The organism is bacterium SCSIO 12696, from assembly GCA_024397955.1.
Classification (GTDB): domain Bacteria; phylum Pseudomonadota; class Gammaproteobacteria; order Pseudomonadales; family Porticoccaceae; genus SCSIO-12696.
Genome location: CP073744.1, coordinates 823,284 through 846,115, shown reverse-complemented (window position 1 = coordinate 846,115; position 22,832 = coordinate 823,284). Strand labels below are relative to the sequence as shown.

Here is a 22,832-nt window from a genome sequence, read left to right as displayed (position 1 = left end):
TTGATTTTTTAGCTTTCTTTATGGCAGTGCAGCAAATAATTGACATCCACATCCCGGCTATCCAAACGGTATTTTTTAGTGAACGGGTTGTACACCATGCCGGTCATGTGTTCTACCGTTAACTCCGCTTCTCTTGCCCAATTGCCCAGCTCAGATGGACGAATAAACTTGCTGTATTCGTGAGTGCCTTTGGGCAACAACTTGAGTACGTACTCTGCACCAAGAATGGCGAACAAGTAAGCTTTCGGGTTGCGATTGATGGTGGAAAAATATACTTGGCCGCCGGGCTTGACCAGTTGAGTACAAGCGCGAATCACTGAGGCGGGGTCAGGTACGTGTTCCAGCATTTCCAGGCAGGTGACGATGTCGAATTGCCCAGCCTGTAGTTGTGCCAGCTGTTCCGCAGTAATGCGTTGGTAGTTCACCGATACGCCACTTTCCAGAGCGTGTAGTTTGGCCACATTCAAAGGGGCTTCGCCCATATCAATACCGGTTACTGTGGCACCGCGCTGGGCAAGTGCTTCACACAATATGCCGCCGCCACAGCCTACATCCAAAACCGTTTTTCCGGCTACTGAGGAATGCTGGTCAATCCAGTTGGCGCGCAACGGGTTGATGTCGTGCAGTGGTTTGAATTCGCTATTTGGGTCCCACCAGCGGCTGGCCAAGGCTTCAAATTTGGCGATTTCCGCTTTGTCTACATTGGTATCTACGTTGGCTTCTGTCATGGTGTCACTTCATCTTAATGAGGCTTACAGCAGCTTGGCATTCTGGCTGTTAGCTGTTTGCTATCTTTTCCTGCCATTCTAAGGCTTTGCTTGTGATTTCTTTGTGATCAAGGGTGGTCAGCTGGCGCTCTTGCAGTAGAGCTTTGCCGTTTGCCCATACATGGCTGACTCGATGGCTGCAGTCGGTATAGACCAGCTGAGATATCGGGTTGTAGAGCGGCAGTGTTTCCAGATCATCCATGCGCACAGCGGTCAGATCTGCGGCTTTGCCCACTTCAATAGAGCCGATTCGATCCGCCATTCCCAGCGCTTTGGCACCGTTTAATGTGGCCATGCGCAGTGCTGTGTGAGCGCTCAGCGCGGAGGCATCGCTGGCTACGGCTTTGGCCAGTAATGCAGCGGTTTTTATTTCGCTGAGCAAGCTCAGGTCGTTATTGCTGGCGGCACCATCGGTACCCAGTGCAACGTTGATGTCGTTGCTTAGCAGTTCTTGTACAGGGCAAAACCCACTGGCCAGTTTCAGGTTGGACTCCGGGCAGTGGATCACTTGGGCGCCACTATCACTGAGCAATGCAATGTCGCTGTTGTCCACTTGAGTCAGGTGAACACACTGGGTGAGTGGAGACAGTGCGCCAAGCTGGTAAAGGCGTTCAATGGGGCGCATCCCGGTGCCGTTAACTGCGTCATTCACTTCTTGAGCGGTTTCGTGAAGATGAATGTGTATAGGGGTGGCTAACTCCTCTGAATACGTGGCGACTTGCTGTAATGGGCCGTCGGAGACGGTGTAGGGCGCATGAGGGCCAAAGGCAATTTGGATCATGTTGTCGTTTTTACAGGCATCCCTGAGCGCCAATCCTTTATGAATGTAGTCGTCTGGTCCGTTGCCCCAATTGCTGGGAAAGTCGAACACTGGGAATGCTACCTGCGCTCTCATTCCCGAGCGGCTAGCGGTTTCAGCGATGGCTTCCGGGAAAAAGTACATGTCGGCAAAACAGGTGGTGCCACTGCGAATCATTTCTGCCATGGCCAGGTTGGTGCCATCGCGGACAAATTCTGCATCTACCCACTGTTGTTCCGCCGGCCAGATGTGATCGTTTAGCCAACTGTGCAGGGGTTTATCGTCTGCATAGCCTCTCAGTAAGCTCATGGCTCCGTGGCCGTGAGCATTTACCAAGCCGGGAATCAGCAGGTGTTCATCTAACTCAATTTGTTGTTTGGCCTGATATCGAGCGTCGGCCTCTTTGTGGGTGGTGATTGCCTTAATGACTCCCCGATCCACTACCACTGCACAGTTTTCGAGCAGTTGGTTTTTCGGCACCACGGGCGCCAGCCAGCGCACTTTGAGAATCAAGTCGACAGGGGTTGGTGTCATGGGCGCTTCCAAAGGGTCTCGGCGAGTTCGAGGGCGAAGTATACAGGGGTGCAGACGGGTCGCCTACAGCTCACTGCAGGCAGGTTTTTTGCTGGGCTTTTGTGCTATTATCCCGCGCTTGTGTTTGCGCCTGCGGGTCGCCTAAAAAGCCATAAGGAAAATACTAAAACATGGGTGAAATCGCCAAAGAAATCCTGCCGGTAAATATCGAAGACGAGCTGCGTCAGTCGTATCTGGATTACGCCATGAGCGTGATCGTCGGCCGGGCACTGCCGGATGTGCGCGACGGCCTCAAACCGGTGCACCGCCGGGTGCTGTTCGCCATGAACGAGCTCAAGAACGACTGGAACAAGGCCTATAAAAAATCCGCTCGTGTGGTGGGGGATGTGATCGGTAAATACCATCCCCACGGCGACACCGCGGTTTACGACACCATTGTGCGTATGGCCCAGGATTTCTCGCTGCGCTACCCATTGGTGGACGGCCAGGGTAACTTCGGCTCCATTGACGGAGACTCCCCGGCGGCCATGCGTTACACCGAAATTCGCATGGATAAGATTGCCCATTCGTTGCTGGCGGATCTCGACAAGGAAACCGTCGACTTTGTGCCCAACTACGACGGCAACGAAATGATGCCGGATGTGTTACCTACCCGGGTGCCCAATCTGTTGGTTAATGGTTCCTCCGGTATCGCTGTGGGTATGGCCACCAATATCCCGCCTCACAACCTGGGTGAGGTGATCCGCGCTTGCCTGGCGCTGATTGAAAACGAAGACATTACCATCGATGAACTGATGGAGCACCTGCCGGGGCCGGATTTCCCCACCGGTGCCATTATCAACGGCAAGGCGGGTATTCTGCAGGCGTACCGCACCGGCCGTGGCCGTATTTACATGCGCGCCAAGGCGGAGGTGGAAACCGATGCCAAGGGCAAAGAGCGCATCATCATTCATGAGATTCCCTACCAGCTGAACAAGGCGCGCCTGATTGAAAAAATTGCCGAGCTGGTAAAAGACAAAAAGATCGAAGGCATCTCCGAACTGCGTGACGAATCCGATAAAGACGGCCTGCGGGTGGTCATCGAAATCAAGCGCGGTGAGATGGGCGATGTGGTGCTCAATAACCTCTACGCGCAAACTCAACTGGAAACCGTTTTCGGCATTAATACCGTGGCTCTGGTGGACGGTCAGCCCAAGCTGCTCAACCTCAAAGAGCTGCTGGAAAACTTTGTCCGTCACCGCCGAGAGGTGGTCACTCGCCGTACGGTTTACCTGCTGAGAAAAGCCCGTGAGCGTGGCCATATTCTGGAAGGCCTGGCGGTAGCTATCGCCAATATCGACGAAGTTATTGAGTTGATCAAGTCGTCGCCTTCTCCGGCAGAAGCCAAAGCGGGTTTGATCGCTCGCGGTTGGAAAGCCGGTGATATCAGCCAGTTCTTGGAACGCACCGGCGCTGATGCCTGCCGTCCGGAAGGCTTGGGAGTTGAGTTTGGCCTGCGCGATGGCAATTATTACCTGTCACCGGAGCAGGCCCAGGCCATCTTGGAGTTGCGCCTGCACCGGCTTACCGGTATGGAACACGACAAACTGCTGGCTGAGTATCAAGACAAGCTGGCGGAAATTGCTGAGTACTTGGGTATTCTGGCCAGCCCTGAGCGACTGATGGAAGTGATTCGCGAAGAATTGGACGCCATTGTCAGCGAGTTTAATGACGAGCGCCGCACAGAGATTATCGAATCCAAGCATGACCTGACCGTCGAAGACCTGATCAGCGAAGAAGATCGGGTAGTCACTATTTCCCACGGTGGTTACGCCAAAACCCAGCCGTTGGACGATTACCAAGCTCAGCGTCGCGGCGGTATGGGCAAGTCCGCTACTCAGGTAAAAGACGAAGATTTTGTCGAACATCTGTTGATTGCCAATACCCACACCACCATTTTGTGTTTTACCAATGCAGGCAAGGTGTACTGGCTTAAGGTGTACCAGATTCCAGTGGCTGGGCGCCAGTCTCGCGGCCGACCCATGGTCAACTTGCTGCCGCTGGAAGAGGGCGAACGAGTTACCTCTATTTTGCCGGTGGACGAATACAGCGACGACAAATTTATCTTTATGGCCACCAAGTTTGGCACGGTGAAGAAAACGCCACTGTCGGCCTTTTCCCGCCCTCGCAGCGTGGGCTTGATTGCCCTGGATCTGGTGGAAGGTGACCGCCTGGTGGGTACTGCCATTACCGATGGCGACAGTGAGGTGATGCTGTTCAGTTCCGGTGGTAAAGCCATGCGCTTCCAGGAAGGCGATGTGCGTTCCATGGGGCGTATATCCCGGGGTGTTCGCGGTATTCGCCTGCCTGAAGGGGAGCAGGTGCTATCGCTGATTATTCCCAGAGAAGGCGGCAAAGTGCTGGCGGTTTCCGAGAATGGCTATGGCAAACAGACTCCGGTAGAGGACTATCCCACCAAAGGACGCGGAGGCATGGGAGTGATTGCTATCCAAAGCTCCGAGCGCAATGGCCAATTAGTGGGCGCCGAACAGGTATTTGAAGGGGATGAAGTCATGCTGATTTCAGACCAGGGCACGCTGGTGCGCACCCGTTGTGAAGAGATATCCACCTCTGGCCGCAACACTCAAGGTGTGCGTGTCATTCGCCTCAAAGAGGGCGAGCAATTGGTGGGTCTGGCCCGTATTGAAGAACAGGAAGAGGGGGATTCTGACGATGAAGCCACTTCCAACGACGTTTCTGATGGTGAGTAAGTTTAATGTCTGATAATCCATCTTTGGATGATCTGAGAAAACAGATCGACGGTATCGATAAACAATTATTGGCTTTGATTAGCCAACGGGCTGAATGTGCTCAGCAAGTGGCTGAGGTTAAGCAAAGTGCCGGTGAGTCTGCCTATTACCGTCCAGAACGTGAAGCCCAGGTATTGCGCCGGGTGTTGGATAAAAACCAGGGTCCGCTGGATGACGAAGAAATGGCACGGCTGTTTCGCGAAATTATGTCCGCCTGCCTGGCTCTGGAAGAACCCATTAAAGTTGCTTATCTGGGCCCGGAGGGGACGTTTACCCAGCAGGCTGCGCTCAAACATTTTGGCCACTCTGCGCTAACCCTGCCAATGGCAGCTATCGACGATGTATTCCGCGAGGTGGTTGCAGGTGCGGTGGATTACGGTGTGGTGCCTGTAGAAAACTCGACAGAAGGGGTGGTCAACAACACCCTGGACAGTTTTCTGGACTCCAATGTGGGCATCAGTGGTGAGGTGGAATTGCGCATTCACCAACATTTTTTGGTGGGCCCCAACACCAAGCCAGACAACATTACCCGCGTGTACTCCCACGCCCAGTCTCTGGCTCAATGTCGCCTTTGGCTGGATGCTCACTACCCCAATATTGAGCGAGTGGCGGTAAGCAGTAACGGCGAAGCGGCCCGGTTTGTTCAAGGTGAGTGGAATTCAGCGGCGATTGCGGGCGATATGGCCGCAGACCTGTTTGGTTTGACCCGGCTGCGCGAGAAAATTGAAGACCGCCCAGACAATTCGACTCGCTTCTTTATTATTGGGCGCGAGCAAGTGCCTGCCAGTGGTGACGATAAAACCTCAGTGATTGTCACCGCCCACAACCAGGCTGGTGCATTGCATGACCTGTTGCTGCCGTTCCACGATTCGGGCATTGACCTGACGCGAATTGAAACCCGGCCGTCCCGTACTACCAAGTGGAACTATGTGTTCTTTATCGACTTTAAAGGCCATGTGGACGACCCCAAAGTGAGCCAGGCCCTTGAGCAAGTCCAAACCAAAGTGGCGGATCTGAAAGTGCTGGGCTCTTATCCGAAAGGCGTGCTTTGAGTGGCGAGTTAGCTGCCACCCGCAACCTTTTAAAACGAATGTCTTATGTCCCTTAAACCTGCAATAAACAAACTGGTGGTTATTGGCCTCGGCTTGATTGGTGGCAGCCTCGCCAAGGCTGCCCGTGAACGCGATTGTTGCTCCCAAGTAATCGGTGTTGTACGCAACCAGCACACCTGCCAGCGTGCTTTGGAGTTGGGTGTTGTGGATCGTTCGGTAACGTCTTTAGCCGACGTTGCCTCGGAGTTGGGTGCAGGGGATGCAGTGGTGATCGCCGTACCTACGTTGACCGTTGCTACGGTAATGGCCGAAGTGGCCAGCCAGCTGAGTGACCAAGTGACAGTGACCGATGTTGCCAGTGTGAAAGGCAGTGTTGTCACCGATGCCATCAGCATTTATGGCCAAGTTCCTCAACAATTGGTGCCAGGCCATCCTATTGCTGGGGGCGAGAACAGCGGTATTGAGGCGGTAAACAGCGAATTGTTTATCGGCCATAAAGTTATTTTAACCCCGAGTGCTGAAACAGGTTGCCAACACCTGGAGCGCATTGCCTTGTTGTGGCAAGGGGTTGGTGCCAGCGTAGAGCAAATGCCTGTTGCTGAGCACGATGAAGTGTTGGCTGCCACCAGTCACTTGCCGCATATGTTGGCTTTTTCCCTGGTCGATACCCTGGCCAGCATGCGGGAAAACCGCGAAATATTTCGTTACGCCGCTGGCGGCTTTCGCGACTTTACTCGTATCGCCGGCAGCGATCCGGTGATGTGGCACGACATTGCTCAAGCGAACCAGGGTGCCCTGGTATCAACTATCGATCACTTAATGGGTAACCTTTCTGAAATGCGTCAGGCCATTGCCGCTGGAGACAGCGAGTATTTGCTTGGCGTTTTTACTCGTGCCCGGGAAGCCCGCAACCACTTTACCAAAATGCTGGAAATGAAAGCCTATATGGAACCAGAAAGCGACAACAACGTTATTTTTGACGTGCAACCGGGCGGAGCCGTAACTGGCACTGTGCGGGTGCCCGGTGATAAATCCATCTCCCACCGTTCCATTATGCTCGGCTCACTGGCAGAGGGGGTTACCGAAGTGACTGGTTTTCTGGAAGGGGAGGACAGTCTCGCTACCTTGCAGGCGTTTCGGGATATGGGGGTCGTTATTGAGGGCCCCGTGCATGAACCGGGGCAAGGTGGCAAGGTTACTATTCACGGGGTTGGCTTGCACGGCTTAAAAGCACCCGCCGGGCCGCTTTATCTTGGCAATTCTGGCACCTCCATGCGTTTGCTCTCTGGATTGTTGGCCGGTCAGGAGTTTGATACCGAGCTTACTGGTGATCACTCTTTGTCGGGCCGGCCCATGAACCGGGTGGCAGAGCCACTGCGCACCATGGGGGCGCACATTGAAACCGCTGAAAATGGCCGGCCGCCACTGCGTATTAAAGGTGGTCGCCAGTTGACGGCGATCGACTACCCGCTGCCTATGGCCAGTGCCCAGGTGAAATCCTGTGTGTTGCTGGCGGGGCTGTACGCGGAAGGTGAAACTCGCACCACCGAACCTGCGCCTACCCGTGATCATACCGAACGTATGTTGTCTGGATTTGGCTACAGAGTAGAGCGAGATGGTGCCAGTGCATCAGTACGCTCAGGCGGTAAGCTCAGCGCTACCATTATTGATGTACCGGCAGATATCTCTTCCGCTACGTTCTTTATGGTGGCGGCTGCCATTGCTCCCGGTTCTGATATTACCCTGCAGCATGTGGGTATTAATCCCACTCGTGTTGGTGTGGTTAATATTTTGCGCCTGATGGGAGCCAATATCGACTTGCAGAATGAGCGTGAAGTGGGTGGCGAGCCAGTGGCAGATATTCGTGTGCGCTATGCGCCGCTGCAGGGTATTGCCATCCCTGAAGATCAGGTGCCTTTGGCCATCGATGAATTTCCAGCCTTGTTTGTGGCGGCGGCTTGTGCAGAAGGTCAGACCGTGCTGACTGGTGCGGAGGAGTTGCGTGTTAAGGAAAGTGATCGCATCCAGGCCATGGCGGACGGTTTGCAGGTTCTTGGCGTGGATGCCACGGCGACGCCGGATGGCATGATTATCAATGGTGGCCAAATCGGCAGCGGTGAGGTGGAAAGTTGCGACGACCACCGCATTGCCATGTCGTTCGCCATTGCCGGTTTGCGGGCTTCTGGTCCTGTGCGTATTAACAACTGTAACAATGTGGCCACATCATTCCCCGGTTTTGTAGAGCTGGCGCAGAAAGTGGGCATTGAGTTAACAGCGAGTCATTAGTTACGTCATTACAGCTAGCCGTAAGCGTTCTCTGGTTTACCGCTGTCGTCACGCGCTCGCGATGACAAAGTATGAGTTATTTAAGGAATAGTTATGGAAACACCCGTCATTACCATCGACGGCCCCAGTGGTTCTGGCAAGGGCACCATCTGCCAGCTGCTGGCAAAGCATTTGGGTTATCACTATCTGGACAGTGGTGCTTTATATCGTTTGTTAGGGCTGGCGGCTCGCCGCCATGGTATTGTTCTGGACGATGTGGAAGCTCTGGCTGTATTGGCTGCGCATTTGGATATTTCGTTTGAAGCCACCGATAAAGGCGTCAAGGTGCGTTTGGAAGGTGAGGACGTCAGTCGTGATATTCGCACAGAGGATGCAGGTGCAGACGCCTCAAAGGTTGCTGCTGTTCCGGCTGTTCGTGACGCCCTGTTGCACCGTCAACGAGTATTTATTCAGGCGCCGGGCCTGGTGGCCGATGGCCGCGATATGGGCACGGTAGTGTTCCCCCTGGCGCAGGTGAAGATATTTCTCGATGCCAGCCCAGAGGTGCGTGCAGAACGCCGCTATAAGCAGTTGATTGATAAGGGTGAATCTGTTAACCTCGCCGCCCTCGTGGAACAGGTGCGGGAAAGGGATGAGCGGGATAGAACTCGTGAGGTTTCCCCTCTGGTGCCGGCACACGATGCAGTGGTGATTGACTCCTCGTCTATGGCCATTGAAGAAGTGCTGAACTCGGTATTGCTTATTGTCTCTCAACGAGGCATTCCCGTTTGGGGGCTTTGAGCCGAATTAAGCTAAAAAACTGGATAACTAACCAGAAGAGTAATGTGATCAGTCAGAATTGCACATTGTTTCTTCTTTAATATAGATGACCCGTATAGCTGACTGTACGGCCGAGGGTTTCCGCACCGCTTATTCAGCTATGGTGCAAGCCCGCTACTACAGGTAGATAGTTCATGAGCGAAAGCTTTGCAGAACTCTTTGAAGAGAGTTTAAAAACCGTTGAGATGGCCCCTGGCGCCATCGTTACTGGCGTTGTTATCGACGTTGACCGCGACTGGGTTACCGTTCACGCCGGCCTGAAATCCGAAGGTGTTATTCCCGCCAGCCAGTTCCTGGATGAGAACGGCGAATGCACTCTGGAAGTAGGCGACGAAGTACAAGTTGCTCTGGAGGCAGTAGAAGATGGCTTTGGTGCCACTCGACTGTCCCGTGAAAAAGCCCGCCGCGCTGAAGCCTGGATTGCTCTGGAAGCAGCCCACGAAGCGGACGAGGTTGTTAAAGGTGTTATTTCTGGCAAGGTTAAAGGTGGTTTCACTGTTGATGTACAGGGCCTGCGCGCCTTCTTGCCCGGCTCTCTGGTGGACGTTCGCCCAATTCGCGAAACCGCTCACCTGGAAGACAAGCCGCTGGAATTCAAAGTTATCAAGCTGGATGCCAAGCGCAACAACGTAGTGGTTTCCCGCCGTGCTGTGATGGAAGAAGTGAACAGCGCCGAGCGTGACGAACTGCTGAGCAAGCTGGAAGAAGGTGTACAGCTGAAGGGTATTGTGAAGAACCTGACCGACTACGGTGCGTTCGTAGACATGGGCGGCATCGACGGCCTGTTGCACATTACCGATATGTCCTGGAAACGCATCAAGCACCCAAGCGAAATCGTTGCTGTTGGCGACGAGATCGACGTGAAGGTTCTCAAGTTCGATCGCGAGCGCAACCGCGTTTCCTTGGGTCTGAAGCAACTTGGCGAAGATCCATGGGTGAACATCATTGGTCGTTACCCGGAAGGCACTCGCACCAAGGCGAAAGTTACCAACCTCACCGACTACGGCTGCTTTGCTGAGCTGGAAGACGGCGTAGAAGGCCTGGTACACGTTTCCGAAATGGACTGGACCAACAAGAACATCCACCCAAGCAAAGTTGTTCAATTGGGCGACGAAGTGGAAGTGATGGTTCTGGATATCGACGAAGAGCGTCGCCGTATTTCTCTGGGTATCAAGCAGTGTCAAGTTAACCCTTGGGACGACTTCGGCACCAAGCACAGCAAAGGCGACAAGCTCAGCGGCAAGATCAAGTCCATTACCGATTTCGGCATCTTTATTGGCCTGGACGGCGGTATCGATGGTCTGGTTCACCTGTCTGATATCTCCTGGAACGAAACTGGCGAAGAAGCGGTTCGCAAGTTCAAGAAAGGCGACGAACTGGAAACCGTTATCCTGTCTATCGACGCCGAGCGTGAGCGCATCTCCCTGGGTGTTAAGCAACTGGACAGCGATCCGTTCAACGACTACCTGAATGCCAACGATAAAGGTTCTATCGTTACTGGTGTGATCAAAGAAGTTGACGCCAAAGCGGCCATCATCACCCTGGCGGACGAAATCGAAGGCACTCTGAAGGCCTCCGAAATTAGCCGCGACAAGGTAGAAGATGCTCGCAACGTGCTGAAAGAAGGCGAAGAAGTAGAAGCCAAGATCGTCAATGTTGACCGCAAGAATCGCGTGATTAACCTGTCTATCAAGGCCAAAGACTTTGCCGAAGAGAAGGCTGCTATTAAAGAGCACAGCAAGCAGTCCGCCGAAGCGGCCAAGCCTGCAACTCTGGGTGACCTGCTGAAGGCGCAAATGGAAGGCAAAGACTAAGTCTTAACTTCTATTTAATGCTTTCGAAAGGGGGTGGCTGTGGCCACCCCCTTTTTTTATATTGGGTGTGAGGCTGCCCTCGGTACCTCAATCAGCCATCCTGCCCATTTGTCTCTCATTCGCTTGCAACTCAACAAAAAATATAATATTTTCAGCGGGTTGCAATGGGGGATGTAATGACTAAATCTGAATTGATTGAACGCCTCGCCACTCGCCAGGATCAGCTGATGCCCAAGGACGTGGAGTTTGCGGTGAAAATGATTTTGGAGAGCATGACGGACGCTCTGGTGGATAACCGTCGCATTGAGGTTCGAGGCTTTGGCAGTTTTTGTCTGCATTATCGTGCCCCTCGCATTGGCCGCAACCCAAAAACCGGGGATTCGGTTGAATTGTCTGGAAAGTACGTTCCTTACTTCAAGCCCGGCAAGGAGCTTCGTGAGCGGGTGAATGACAGTATGTTGCGGGAACAATCTGCCTAATTGAATAACCTTGCCCAGGTTGGATTGGCCAAAGGTATAATCCAACCGTTATTATCTCTGTCCCTGTTCGCTATGCCCGGAGTTCAGCATGAGCTTGCTGAAAAAAGTCCTGCTCTATCTCTCGTTACTTGTCGTACTTTTGCTTGGCATCTGGATTGGCCGCGATAATACCCAGGAAGTCACTTTTGTTTTACTAGGCTTTCAGCTGCCAGCCGTTGAGCTGGGCATCTTTGTGGCATTGTTGTTTGTATTGTTTGTTGTTTTGGGCACTTTGTTAACTTTGCCCTCTATGCTCCGGTATCGCTATGCGGCGAAACGCTATCGGCAAAAACTGTTAGCGGCAGAAGCTCAACTCGCCAAGCAGAAGTCGTAGTGTGCCATGGGAGCCCTTGAAACCCTGATTTGGGTTCTGGTTTTTTGTTTGGCCATGCTCACAGCTTGGTGCCTGGGTAGTTGGTGGGGAAAGCGGAAGCAACTTACTGTCGATCAGCCCCTTTCTGAAAGCAGCTATTTCAAAGGGCTGAATTTTCTTCTCAATGAAGAACCCGATGAATCCATTGATACCTTTGTTCAATCTCTGGAAGTTAGCCATCGAACTTTAGAAACCCATTTGGCCCTTGGTGCTTTGATGCGGCGTCGAGGGGAGGTGGAGCGAGCCATTCGCATTCACCAGAACCTGTTGTCTCATCCCAAGTTAAATCGTGATCAGTTGTACCAAGTGCAACTCGAGCTAGCACGGGACTTTATGCAGGCGGGGCTGCTGGATCGGGCAGAACGCCTGATGCTGGATCTGGCGGAAATGTCGGATCGCTACCGCTCGGCGGCCTTGGCGCATTTGCTGGAAATCTATCGAGATGAGCAAGAGTGGCAAAAAGCCATCGGTGTGGCCGATAAACTGTGGCCTCGCAGGCGCTTTTTCTCCGGCGGTAACGGCAGTTTGGAGCGTGGACACTTCTGCTGTGAGCTGGCTCAACAAGCCCTTGATCACGGTGATCCTGTGCAGGCTAGGCAACACCTGCGTCGAGCGCTGAAATACGATAAAAGCTCGGTTAGGGCCAGTTTGCTGTTGGCGCAGCTGGATGCAAAGCAAGGCAGCTATTCCAGTGCTCTAAAACGCCTGGAACGCATTCCCGAACAGGATTCAGAGTTGCTGCCAGAGTCGGTACAGGTCATTTGCGACGTGTATCTGCAGCAGGGAAGAGAGCAACAATTGATCGAGTGCCTGGAGTCACTGTTTCAACGATACCCCAGTGAACGACTGCTGGGCGCATGGGCGCAGCAGGTGAAAAACCTGCAAGGACGAGAGGCAGCGGTTACGTTACTGCGTGAACACTTGGACAAGCAGATGTCTCTGACAGCGCTTTTGCAACTGGTTCGCTGGGAATGCCCAGAAGACAGTGAAAGAAGAAGCAGTGCTTATTCATTTGCCGCTGCTATCGAAAGGCTTCAGCAGCAGAATCATAGCTATCGCTGTCGCAGTTGTGGCTTCTCTACTCAAAAAATGCATTGGCTATGCCCCACTTGTAAGAGCTGGGGAACGGTAAAACCGAATGGCAAATGATGTGGAGTCCGGTTACTGCAGATTGAGCGGTAATCTCGTGACTTGCCTGTGTTTATTGTAGAATGCGCTCACTTTTCCTGTTGATACTCTAAATAGCACATGCCCGCCGACCCGAAAATTATCGTTGCCCTTGATTACAATAACCCAAACCTGGTTTATGAACTGGTTGAGCGCTTGGAACCAGCACTTTGCCGATTAAAGGTCGGCAAAGAGTTGTTTACCGTGGCGGGTCCTGAGTTGGTGCGCAATCTTGTCGGGCGCGGCTTCGACGTGTTTCTCGACCTGAAATTTCACGATATCCCAAATACTACTGCCAATGCTGTAGCAGCAGCTGCGGATTTGGGTGTATGGATGGTTAATGTGCACGCCTCTGGTGGCAGCAAGATGATGGCTGCCGCCAAAGAAAAGCTGGTGGGGCAGGGCAGTGACACCCTGCTGATTGGGGTTACAGTGTTGACCAGCATGTCGGGGGGAGATTTGGCTGAAGTTGGCGTCGCTCGCCCCGCCGAGCAACAGGTTTTGCATTTGGCCAGCTTGGCTCAGCAAAGTGGTCTGAATGGTGTGGTTTGTTCCGCGCAAGAAGCCTCAGCTCTCAAATCGGTCTGCGGACAAGGATTCAAACTGGTTACCCCTGGTATTCGTCCAGCTGGTAGCAGTGCTGGAGATCAGCAGCGTATTGTTACGCCAGAGCAGGCGATTGCAGATGGGGCCGATTATCTGGTTATCGGTCGACCCATCACGCAAGCTGAAGACCCTGTGTTTGAGCTAAAGAGTATCCAAGAAGCTATTGGTCTGTGAGGTGTAATCTTTATCCTATAATAATTTCAGTTTTTTGCCGATGGCAATTTGGGTCGTTCCAGCTTAACGTAACTCTTTGAATGGATTTCACCCCGCACCACAAGGAGATGTGCTATGAAAATCAGGCGTTTATTAACTTCAACTATTTTTGCTTGCTGTATGAGTCTTCCTTTGGGAGTGGCTGTAGCCGACTCTGTAAAGGAGCCATCGGGAGTTGAACAGGCCGAAGGTAAGGTCAATATCAATACGGCAGATGCTGAAACCATTGCTAATTCGCTGAAAGGCATTGGTATCAAAAAAGCTCAGGCAATTGTTGACTACCGCAAGCAGATCGGGGGCAAATACCAGTCTCTGGATCAGCTTCTGGAGGTCAAGGGTATTGGCGAAAAGATACTTGCTAAATTGCAAGCAAAGATAACTATTTGATTTTATTGAGGACGGGGAGCTAATGCTTCCCGTTTTTTCTTATAAAGTATGCTTCACTTTAACAAACTACCCGAAGAATACCTGCCGTCAGTTGGTCACCTGATATGGCTGCGCTCGGATAATGTTGAGTCGCAATGGCCACACTTTAGCGGCTATAGACCTGTCTTTGTATTGTCGGCCGAACCCTGCGGTGTTGCTGGTGCATTTTTGACGATTCTGCCCGTATTGGGGCTGGGTGCTGAGTGTGCTGGTGCCATCAAGATTCCTTATGAGCTTTACAGTAAAGGCTATGTGCTGATCTGCGAGCCAATAATAGTGCAATGCCCGCGACACCATGTCTCGCTGATAGAGCCTATGCCGCAGTTCTTTATTGAGCATATTCAGTATGCGCTTAATAAGACCCGTAACCCGTAACCCGTAACCCGTTCTGTCATTCTAAGCGGCGCAGTGGCATCAAGATATTACAGCCACCAATGATGCAGATGGCTTCCAACCCAAAACAGTGACTTAGATCACCAAGCCCCAGTTTTCTTTTCAAATCCATAGTCTATTGTGAGCTATCCCGGTATAATCCGGCGGTTATTTATACACCCCTCCGCGGTAGCGGATAAACGGACATCATGAGCTCTACGGACACCCGGTCTTCGACACCCAAGGCGAGATTCCTCGCTATATCAGCAGAATGGTTATCTCAGTTAAAAGCATTGCCCACAATGACTCCTGGTAGCCATTGGATGCCATATGTCTGTTTGTTTCTTTATCCGATTCTGATTTTGCAGGTGAAGTCGGGCGGCAGCGCCATGCTGGCTCTATTTCTGTTCAGCGGTGTCTATATGCTGATCAAGGAAAAAGCGAATTGGGATATTAAACCGATACTACCACTTTACTACTGCTTTGTATTTTTTTGGCTTGTTGATTTTGTGACGGCAGGGTTAGCAGAGAGGGAGCCTGTAGCGGGAATGTTGTCGTCATTTACGCAAATTCATTTTTTGGCTTTTCCTCTTTTTTTTGTAATTCTATGTCAGTTGAAATATAGGTTTCCAGTTCTTTTGTTAGGAGCCTTAGTCGCTTTATTGTTCGCTGTCGGTGTGTCGATATATCAGCTATATACTACTCGGTTTGGTCGTGCGCATGGGGGTATTAATGCAATATTGTTTGCAAATATTGTTTTGTTGCAGATGAGTTTTGTTGCTATATATGCGTTAAAAAATAGTAGGCTTTGGCTTTGGATTTTTGTAGCTTTAGGATTGGTGCCTATAGTTCTATCTTTGAGTCGGGGGACTTTATTAGCATTATTGCCGCTGTTAATAACTTTCTTAATTTACTCCAAAGGGATTAAGGGGGCTTGGTTTAAGTCGCGAGTCTTCCATTGCTCCTTAATAATCGTTATTTTTGTTTCGTTTGCCTTTTGGGATAAGTTAGAAAGTCGTATGGAGCGAACATACGATGACGTCGTCGCTTATTCTAATGGCTCCAACCAAGCATCTTCTATAGGGTATAGATTGTTGATGTATCAAGGCGGGATGGAGTTGTTTGCTAAGTACCCGTGGCTAGGTGTCGGGCGGGAGAATACCAACATTATGCTGTCTGAGACGACAGTTATAAATTCTGAAAATAGAATTGTCACTGAGTTAACACATTTGCACAATGAGTACCTCACCACGCTTGTGGGTTCGGGTCTTTTTGGTTTGCTTAGTCTGTTTTTTCTCTTGATAGCGCCATATTTTATTGTTGCGTCTAGAACTAGAGAACTTTTTCTGAGGAGGCAAGTTTTCTCGCTTTGTTTGCTCTACTCTATCTATGGACTTAGTAACTTGGCGTTTGATAATGGCACATTGAACGGCTTTTTTGTATTAATTTTAGCAATAGTTTTTTCTAGTTTAAAGAACGATAAATCTCATAGTTCGTCAATTCTATTTGGTTTTTCGAAGTGAGTTTTTATCTAATTTTTAAGGGGTTTTTATGTTTAGTAATAAAAGTATTTTAATTACTGGTGGTACTGGATCTTTTGGAAAGAAATATACCAAAACTATCCTTGAAAGATATAACCCGAAGCGATTGATTATTTACTCTCGTGATGAACTTAAGCAGTTCGAGATGCAGCAGACGTTTAATGCCCCGTGCATGCGTTACTTTATCGGTGACGTTCGAGATGCTGAAAGATTGAAGCAGGCGATGCAGGATGTTGACTTTGTTATCCATGCTGCTGCTCAAAAGCAGGTTCCAGCCGCTGAATACAATCCGATGGAGTGCATTAAAACAAATGTGCATGGTGCTGAGAATGTTATTCAGGCAGCCATTGCGAACGATGTGGAAAAGGTGATTGCCTTGTCTACAGATAAAGCTGCCAATCCCATTAATCTGTATGGTGCAACGAAGTTGGCATCAGATAAGTTGTTTGTGGCGGCAAACAATATGGTCGGTAAAGGTCGTACCCGTTTTGCAGTTGTACGTTACGGAAATGTTGTGGGCTCGCGCGGATCTGTGGTTCCTTTCTTCAAGAGGCTTCTTTCGGAAGGTGTTGAGGAGTTGCCAATTACTCATGCTGACATGACCCGCTTCTGGATTAGTCTGCAACAAGGTGTTGATTTTGTATTGACTAACTTTAAGCGCATGCATGGTGGTGAAATTTTTGTTCCGAAAATTCCTTCCGTCCGCATCATGGATCTTGCCGAAGCTTATGCGCCGGGTGTGGCTACAAAAATCATCGGTATTCGCCCTGGGGAGAAGTTGCATGAAATTATGTGCCCAGCTGATGATTCTCATTTGACACTTGAGTTTGGGGATCACTACGTATTGAGGCCAACAATTAAGTTTCATAATGGTGATAATGACTACATGCTCAATGGATTGGGCGAGAGAGGTGAAGAAGTAGGGCTTGGCTACGAATATCATTCAGGAAACAACACGCACTTCCTGACGGTTGATGAGATTCGTGAGTTTGATAAGTTGGCCGAGCTATGATTCCTTACGGGCGCCAAGATATTTCTAAAGATGACATTGATGCTGTTGTCAGTGTTTTGCAATCCGATTTCTTGACTCAGGGCCCCAAGGTTCCTGAGTTTGAGGGAGTCGTGTGCACATATACAGGCGCTAAACACGCACTGGCAACGAATAGCGCTACCTCGGCCTTGCATATAGCTTGTCTTGCTCTTGACGTTGGCCCTGGGGATGTTGTTTGGACATCCCCAGTTACATTTGTGGCATCAGCTAACTGCGCACGATACTGTGGTGCTGATGTTGATTTTGTGGATATTGATCCTAAAACATACAACTTGAGCATTTCGTCTCTCAGGGCAAAGCTGGAACAAGTAGCGATTGATGGTGGCAGGCTGCCTAAAGTCGTCATACCTGTTCATCTTTGTGGGCAGCCATGTGACATGGCTGGATTGAAGCAGCTGGCTGATCAGTATGGCTTCTTAATAATTGAAGACGCATCACATGCTATCGGAGGAAGGTATAAGGATAGCGTGGTCGGAAGTTGTGAATTTTCAGACGTCACTGTATTTAGTTTTCACCCCGTAAAAATCGTGACTACCGCTGAAGGCGGTATGGCGGTTACTAATGATGAAAACGTGGCAAAGCGGATGTCACTGTACCGAAGTCATGGGGTGACTCGGGATGCCGACCTCATGACCCATGAGCCTGATGGCGATTGGTACTATCAGCAGGTGGCCCTAGGCTTTAATTATCGAATGACAGAGTTGCAAGCTGCTCTTGGAATTAGCCAGATGGCTAGACTGGATGATTTTGTTTCTGCTCGCCACGAATTGGCTGCACGCTACGATAAGCTCCTTTCAGCATTGCCGGTAATAACTCCGCATCAAGAAAGTTTCAGTTATTCTGGATTTCATCTCTATGTTATTCAGGTGGAAACTGAAGGTAGTGGCCCTTCCCATAAAGAGATTTTTGATTCACTACGAAGTCAAGGGGTTGGCGTAAATTTGCACTACATTCCTGTGCACACACAGCCGTATTACCGTGATCTTGGTTTTGCCCGGGGGCATTACCCGGTTGCTGAAGAATACTATTCAAAGGCGATAAGCTTGCCACTTTTTCATCAGATGACTTATGACCAACAGGATGAAGTTGTGGCTGCTTTGAAAGTCGCGCTTAAAGGAGTTGGGTGAATAATGGATTCCCGGGAATTATTGGAAAGTCAACGACTAATCTTTAGAGAGCTAAATGTTGGCGATGTAACTCAAGAATATGTTGATTGGCTGAATGATCCTGAGATAAACCAGTATCTGGAAACCAGATTTATGATTCAAGATATAAAGTCTGTCAAGTGCTTTGTTGAGTCGATGCTGAAATCTTCAGAGAATATTCTATTTGGTGTTTTCGAAAAGCAGAGTGGAAAGCATATTGGGAATATAAAGCTTGGGCCAATTTCCTTGCAGCATAGTCGTGCAACCATAGGTTTAATGGTTGGTGAGAAGACGTGCTGGGGGCGTGGTTATGCTACAGAGATGATAAAAGCTGTATCTAAGTACGCATTCATAAGCTTGGGTTTGAATAAGGTTGATGCCGGCTGTTATGAAGAGAATCTAGGCTCTAAGAAGGCATTCTTGAAATCAGGTTATCAGGTGGAGGGTGTGCTTCGAGAGCACGCGCAGGTTGATGGTCGACGGCAGGACTGCTTTGTCATGGGGCTGTTGAAGTCAGAGAGTGCGGATGGATGAAACTGGGTTTAGGTACGGTTCAATTTGGCCAGGATTACGGGATCAGTAACAAGTCTGGAAAAACTGGCAAGGACGAAGTGGTAAGAATCTTGGAGGCAGCCAAGGAAAGTGGCGTCTCTGTGGTCGATACAGCTGCGTTGTATGGGGACAGTGAAGAGGTTCTTGGTGAATGTTTGGCGGCACTGTCGGATACTGCTTATAAAGTTGTAACAAAGACTCCCCATTTTTTTGGATCTAAAGTTGGTGGTGAAGACGTTTCAAAGCTGTTGGCCGTTTTTCATCGCTCTCTAACTAGATTGCGGTTGAAGGGTGTGTATGGTCTCTTGATACATAATGCGGATGATTTGTTGAAACCTGGAGGTTTTGATCTCTACGCTGAGATGCAGAACTTAAAAGCGGCTGGGCTAGTCCAAAAGATAGGAGTCTCGGTGTATTCTCCTGAACAATTGGCTGGCATCGCTGAGAAGGTGTCGCTGGACCTGGTTCAATTGCCTCTCAATATTTTCGATCAACGGTTTCTAAGGTCAGAAGTATTAGCTCAGTTGAAATCTGAAGGTGTAGAGATTCATGTAAGAAGTGCATTTCTTCAGGGGCTGTTATTGATGGATACAGAGTCCTTGAATCCTTATTTCGAATCGATTAAGCCTCTACATGCTGACTTTCATAAACTCTGCATGAAAGAAGGCGTTACTCCACTTGAAGCTTCATTGCAGTTCGTTTCTTCCCTTGATTGCGTTGATGTAGTTGTGTGCGGGGTTAATAGTCTCGATCAGTTCTCTGAGTTACTGGAATCATCTAGTGGAAGGATTGATCCGGACGTGTTTTCTTCCTGTTCTGTTTCTGATTTAAGCGTGATTGAGCCATCCAGATGGAGCTTTAAATGAAGGTTTTAGCAATCCTCCAAGCCAGGATGTCGTCCTCTAGATTGCCGGGTAAAGTACTGAAATGCATTTTAGGTAAACCAATGCTGTGGCATCAAATTGAGCGCATTAAGCGCTCTTCCCAAATTGATCGCCTGATTGTGGCTACCAGTATTGACGGCAGTGATGATGAGTTGGAGCGCTTCTGTGAAACACATAGTATAGATTGCTTTCGCGGGAGCTTGGTAGATGTCTTGGATCGTTATTATCAAGCAGCTCAGCAGTATGACCCAGAGCATGTGGTTAGGCTTACTGGTGATTGCCCATTAATCGATCCCGAATTGATTGATCTGACAATTGAGCGACATATAAAGGAAGGGGCAGACTACACTTCTAACTCCCTAACTCCAACATATCCAGATGGTCTTGACGTAGAAGTTGTGAAGTCAAGCGTTCTTTTTGAGGCGTGGGCTTCGTCAGAAAAGGTTTCGGAGCGTGAGCATGTCACGCTCTACATTCGGAATAACGCTGATCGTTATAAGATATGTGGTTTGGTGTCAGATACTGATAATTCATCAATGAGATGGACAGTTGATGAGTTTGAAGATTTCGAGTTTGTGAATCAAATATACAAAAGACTGTACGCGAGTAATCCTAATTTTTCCTCGGCTGACGTAATAAAGGCTCTTGAGTTCGAGCCTGAACTCCAGGAAATAAACTCTTCCTTTTTAAGGAATGAAGGGTTAACGACGTCTTTGGCTCGTGATGAAAAGGTTTAAGGGTTTAAAAAATGAATCGTTGCTACAAAAACTCAGAAGAATTACTTGAGCGGGCTCTGAAGACTATTCCGCTGGCATCCCAAACATTTAGTAAGAGTATTACTCAATATCCGAGAGGTGTTTCACCTCTTTTTCTTGAGAGAGGAAAAGGGAGTGTTGTTAAAGATGTTGATGGAAATGAATATATTGACTTCGTCAACGCACTGGCTTCTATCACTCTGGGTTACTGTGATTCAAGTGTTGATAACGCAGTAATAAGCCAGCTTGAAAAAGGAGTGAGCTTTTCCCTTTCAACCGTTTTGGAAGCTGAAGTGGCTGAAAAAATTGTTGATATGGTGCCTTGTGCTGAAAAGGTTAGGTTCGGCAAGAATGGGTCTGATGCAACCTCGGGGGCTATAAGAATAGCTCGAGCATTTACTGGGCGAGATGATGTCGCAGTGTGTGGGTATCACGGTTGGCAGGATTGGTATATTGGTTCCACTTCTAGAAACCTGGGTGTGCCTGAGGTTGTTCAGAAACTGACCCATAAGTTCTCATATAATGATATCGATTCCTTGATCCGTATTTTTGAAGAAAATTCGGGACAAGTGGGTGCCGTCATTATGGAGCCTATGAATGTTGAATTTCCTAAAGACGACTTCTTGGAGCGAGTGAAGAAGGTTACTCACGACAACGGGGCGTTACTGATTTTTGATGAGACCATTACTGGTTTTAGATATTCGGAAGGTGGTGCCCAACAATATTTTGGAGTCACTCCAGATCTGGCTACCTTTGGTAAAGGGTTGGCGAATGGTTATCCGTTGTCCGCCGTTACTGGTCGCTCAGATGTAATGAAGTTAATGGAGGATGTTTTCTTCAGCGGTACGTTTGGTGGCGAGGCTTTGTCGTTAGCTGCGGCAAGTGCAGTTCTTGATAAACTGAAAAGTGAAAAAGTTGTTTCTGATCTGGAGTCTAAAGGGAAATATTTGTTGGATGGGCTGGCAAGTCTTATTGAGAGTAAAGGCTTGAATGAGCACTTTTCACTGGCAGGGCATCCATCATGGAGTTTCCTGCTGATTCCTGATGGTAAAACAGCGAATTCGTTCGAGCTCAAGACACTGTTTATGCAGGAAATGTTCAAAAAGGGAATATTGACTTTAGGTAGTCATAATATGAGCTACTCTCACTCCTATGAGGAAATAGATACGCTGCTAGCTGCTTACGCAGAAGTTCTTCCCCTGATTAGGGAAGCTGATGAAGGTGGATTGGTTTTATCGAAGCTGGCATGTGATCCTCTGAAGCCCCTTTTTAAGGTTCGATAATGAAAGCCGCTTTTCGAGTTGATGCTGGGACGTTTGTTGGGGGAGGGCATTTGGCCAGATGTCTTACCCTGGCGAAGCAGTTGAGGCACGAGGGTGTTGAAGATATTTGTTTCCTGATGCGTGCTCATGAAGGTGCTCAGTTTAATGCCGTTACCGAGTCCGGGTTTGAGCTTTGTGTCCTGCCACTTCAGGTTGACTCTGATTACTCTACTTATGATGGTTGGGTTGGGGCGAAAAAAGACCAAGATGCAAAGGATTGGGTGAATGTTCTGGAGGAAAAGGGCTTTTCCAGTAATGACTTGATTGTCGTGGATCACTATGGGCTCGATGTTGAGTTCGAGAATTATTTTAAGCGTAGTGGCTACAAGGTTTGTGTGGTCGATGATTTAGTTAATAGACAGCATAATTGTGATGTTCTGATAGACCAAACCTGTGGTCGTTCTGCAAGTGAATACTCTGATTTGGTTCCTTCGAATGCGAAACTGCTTGTCGGATCAAAGTACTGTCTGCTGAGAGAAGAGTTTTCTGAAAATAGATTGGCTTCTCTAGATCGACGAGTAAGGCTAAAAAATACAAATGTTGTTTTTCTTAACTTTGGAAGTACTGATCCAGGCAATGTAACTCAAAATATTTTGATGTCTCTGGAAGACTACCTTGCTGATAACAGGTTTCGGGTACTGGTAGTTGTTGGCGATGCCTATCCACATATCAGCGGCCTGAAGAAGTTTCTTGATGGCTCAAGAATGTCTGCTGAGCTTCACGTGAGCCCAAAATCTATCTCAGAGCTGTTGGTTGAATCTGATGTAGCGATAGGTGCAGCTGGTTCAGCGACTTGGGAGCGCTTTTGTTTGGGCATCCCGTCAGTTTTGGTGAAAACAGCCGACAATCAATCGGATGTTATCTCTAAGGTGAGGGAGCTTGGCGCAGCTGTCTGCATAGATCAGATGGGATCTTTTGATGCGGCTGATTTGAGCGAAAGTCTTGAAGAAGTTTTGGCGAACTACGAACAGATAATGGCTGCCTCTTGTGAATTGGTTGATGGCCGAGGGGCTGGGCGTTTGGTGTCAGTCTTATTGGAGGGATGAA

The 22,832-nt window shown here is 49.5% G+C and carries 21 protein-coding genes; 19 read left to right on the top strand and 2 right to left on the bottom strand.

The window, feature by feature from the left end; all coding sequences use genetic code 11:
• Positions 1 to 8: 8 nt before the first annotated feature.
• Together ubiG and KFE80_03890 are read right to left on the bottom strand one after the other, a co-directional pair.
• Positions 9 to 728, bottom strand: a complete 720-nt coding sequence (gene ubiG / locus KFE80_03895) for a bifunctional 2-polyprenyl-6-hydroxyphenol methylase/3-demethylubiquinol 3-O-methyltransferase UbiG (GenBank protein UTW46048.1) — start codon at positions 726 to 728, stop codon at positions 9 to 11.
• Between the two features lie 49 nt (positions 729 to 777).
• Entirely contained in the window at positions 778 to 2,100 is a 1,323-nt protein-coding gene (locus KFE80_03890; GenBank protein ID UTW46047.1) for a TRZ/ATZ family hydrolase, read from the bottom strand.
• Positions 2,101 to 2,270: 170 nt separating this feature from the next.
• Here KFE80_03890 and gyrA point away from each other — a divergent pair, with 170 nt between their 5' ends.
• The 19 genes from gyrA to pseG all read left to right on the top strand — a co-directional run bounded on the left by gyrA (position 2,271) and on the right by pseG (position 22,831).
• Positions 2,271 to 4,850: a DNA gyrase subunit A gene (gene gyrA / locus KFE80_03885; GenBank protein UTW46046.1), complete on the top strand. Its 2,580-nt coding sequence runs from the start codon at positions 2,271 to 2,273 to the stop codon at positions 4,848 to 4,850.
• Positions 4,851 to 4,855: 5 nt separating this feature from the next.
• The gene (pheA, locus tag KFE80_03880) at positions 4,856 to 5,941 is read left to right on the top strand and encodes a prephenate dehydratase (protein UTW46045.1); all 1,086 of its coding nucleotides are present in this window, start codon (positions 4,856 to 4,858) and stop codon (positions 5,939 to 5,941) included.
• Between the two features lie 45 nt (positions 5,942 to 5,986).
• A complete protein-coding gene (locus KFE80_03875) occupies positions 5,987 to 8,227 on the top strand; it encodes a bifunctional prephenate dehydrogenase/3-phosphoshikimate 1-carboxyvinyltransferase (protein ID UTW46044.1) in 2,241 nt (746 codons plus the stop codon).
• A 93-nt stretch (positions 8,228 to 8,320) separates the two neighbouring features.
• Entirely contained in the window at positions 8,321 to 9,007 is a 687-nt protein-coding gene (cmk, locus tag KFE80_03870) for a (d)CMP kinase (GenBank protein UTW46043.1), read from the top strand.
• A gap of 173 nt (positions 9,008 to 9,180) precedes the next feature.
• Entirely contained in the window at positions 9,181 to 10,860 is a 1,680-nt protein-coding gene (gene rpsA, locus KFE80_03865; GenBank protein ID UTW46042.1) for a 30S ribosomal protein S1, read from the top strand.
• 176 nt (positions 10,861 to 11,036) lie between these two features.
• Entirely contained in the window at positions 11,037 to 11,339 is a 303-nt protein-coding gene (locus tag KFE80_03860; GenBank protein ID UTW46041.1) for an integration host factor subunit beta, read from the top strand.
• Positions 11,340 to 11,427: 88 nt separating this feature from the next.
• Positions 11,428 to 11,712 (top strand): LapA family protein, encoded by a 285-nt coding sequence (locus tag KFE80_03855; protein UTW46040.1) that lies wholly within the window; start codon positions 11,428 to 11,430, stop codon positions 11,710 to 11,712.
• A 6-nt stretch (positions 11,713 to 11,718) separates the two neighbouring features.
• A complete protein-coding gene (gene lapB, locus KFE80_03850) occupies positions 11,719 to 12,900 on the top strand; it encodes a lipopolysaccharide assembly protein LapB (GenBank protein UTW46039.1) in 1,182 nt (393 codons plus the stop codon).
• A 99-nt stretch (positions 12,901 to 12,999) separates the two neighbouring features.
• Positions 13,000 to 13,698 (top strand): orotidine-5'-phosphate decarboxylase, encoded by a 699-nt coding sequence (gene pyrF, locus KFE80_03845; GenBank protein ID UTW46038.1) that lies wholly within the window; start codon positions 13,000 to 13,002, stop codon positions 13,696 to 13,698.
• A 114-nt stretch (positions 13,699 to 13,812) separates the two neighbouring features.
• Positions 13,813 to 14,124 (top strand): ComEA family DNA-binding protein, encoded by a 312-nt coding sequence (locus KFE80_03840; protein ID UTW46037.1) that lies wholly within the window; start codon positions 13,813 to 13,815, stop codon positions 14,122 to 14,124.
• 48 nt (positions 14,125 to 14,172) lie between these two features.
• On the top strand, positions 14,173 to 14,538 hold the full coding sequence (locus KFE80_03835) for a hypothetical protein (GenBank protein UTW46036.1): 366 nt from the start codon (positions 14,173 to 14,175) through the stop codon (positions 14,536 to 14,538).
• Between the two features lie 206 nt (positions 14,539 to 14,744).
• On the top strand, positions 14,745 to 16,058 hold the full coding sequence (locus tag KFE80_03830) for an O-antigen ligase family protein (protein ID UTW46035.1): 1,314 nt from the start codon (positions 14,745 to 14,747) through the stop codon (positions 16,056 to 16,058).
• A 28-nt stretch (positions 16,059 to 16,086) separates the two neighbouring features.
• Positions 16,087 to 17,088 carry a UDP-N-acetylglucosamine 4,6-dehydratase (inverting) gene (pseB, locus tag KFE80_03825; GenBank protein ID UTW46034.1) on the top strand — a complete coding sequence of 334 codons (1,002 nt, stop codon included), beginning with the start codon at positions 16,087 to 16,089 and terminating at the stop codon, positions 17,086 to 17,088.
• Positions 17,085 to 18,254 (top strand): UDP-4-amino-4,6-dideoxy-N-acetyl-beta-L-altrosamine transaminase, encoded by a 1,170-nt coding sequence (gene pseC / locus KFE80_03820; GenBank protein UTW46033.1) that lies wholly within the window; start codon positions 17,085 to 17,087, stop codon positions 18,252 to 18,254. The genes pseB and pseC overlap by 4 nt, the downstream gene beginning before the upstream one ends.
• 3 nt (positions 18,255 to 18,257) lie before the next feature.
• On the top strand, positions 18,258 to 18,806 hold the full coding sequence (locus tag KFE80_03815; protein UTW46032.1) for a GNAT family N-acetyltransferase: 549 nt from the start codon (positions 18,258 to 18,260) through the stop codon (positions 18,804 to 18,806).
• Positions 18,803 to 19,690 carry an aldo/keto reductase gene (locus tag KFE80_03810; GenBank protein UTW46031.1) on the top strand — a complete coding sequence of 296 codons (888 nt, stop codon included), beginning with the start codon at positions 18,803 to 18,805 and terminating at the stop codon, positions 19,688 to 19,690. The genes KFE80_03815 and KFE80_03810 overlap by 4 nt, the downstream gene beginning before the upstream one ends.
• The gene (locus tag KFE80_03805) at positions 19,687 to 20,445 is read left to right on the top strand and encodes a glycosyltransferase family protein (GenBank protein UTW46030.1); all 759 of its coding nucleotides are present in this window, start codon (positions 19,687 to 19,689) and stop codon (positions 20,443 to 20,445) included. The genes KFE80_03810 and KFE80_03805 overlap by 4 nt, the downstream gene beginning before the upstream one ends.
• Positions 20,446 to 20,456: 11 nt before the next feature.
• Positions 20,457 to 21,746 (top strand): aminotransferase class III-fold pyridoxal phosphate-dependent enzyme, encoded by a 1,290-nt coding sequence (locus KFE80_03800; GenBank protein ID UTW46029.1) that lies wholly within the window; start codon positions 20,457 to 20,459, stop codon positions 21,744 to 21,746.
• Positions 21,746 to 22,831, top strand: coding sequence for a UDP-2,4-diacetamido-2,4,6-trideoxy-beta-L-altropyranose hydrolase (gene pseG, locus KFE80_03795; GenBank protein UTW46028.1), 1,086 nt, complete (start codon positions 21,746 to 21,748; stop codon positions 22,829 to 22,831). Before KFE80_03800 ends, pseG begins: the two co-directional genes overlap by 1 nt.
• Position 22,832: the final 1 nt, after the last annotated feature.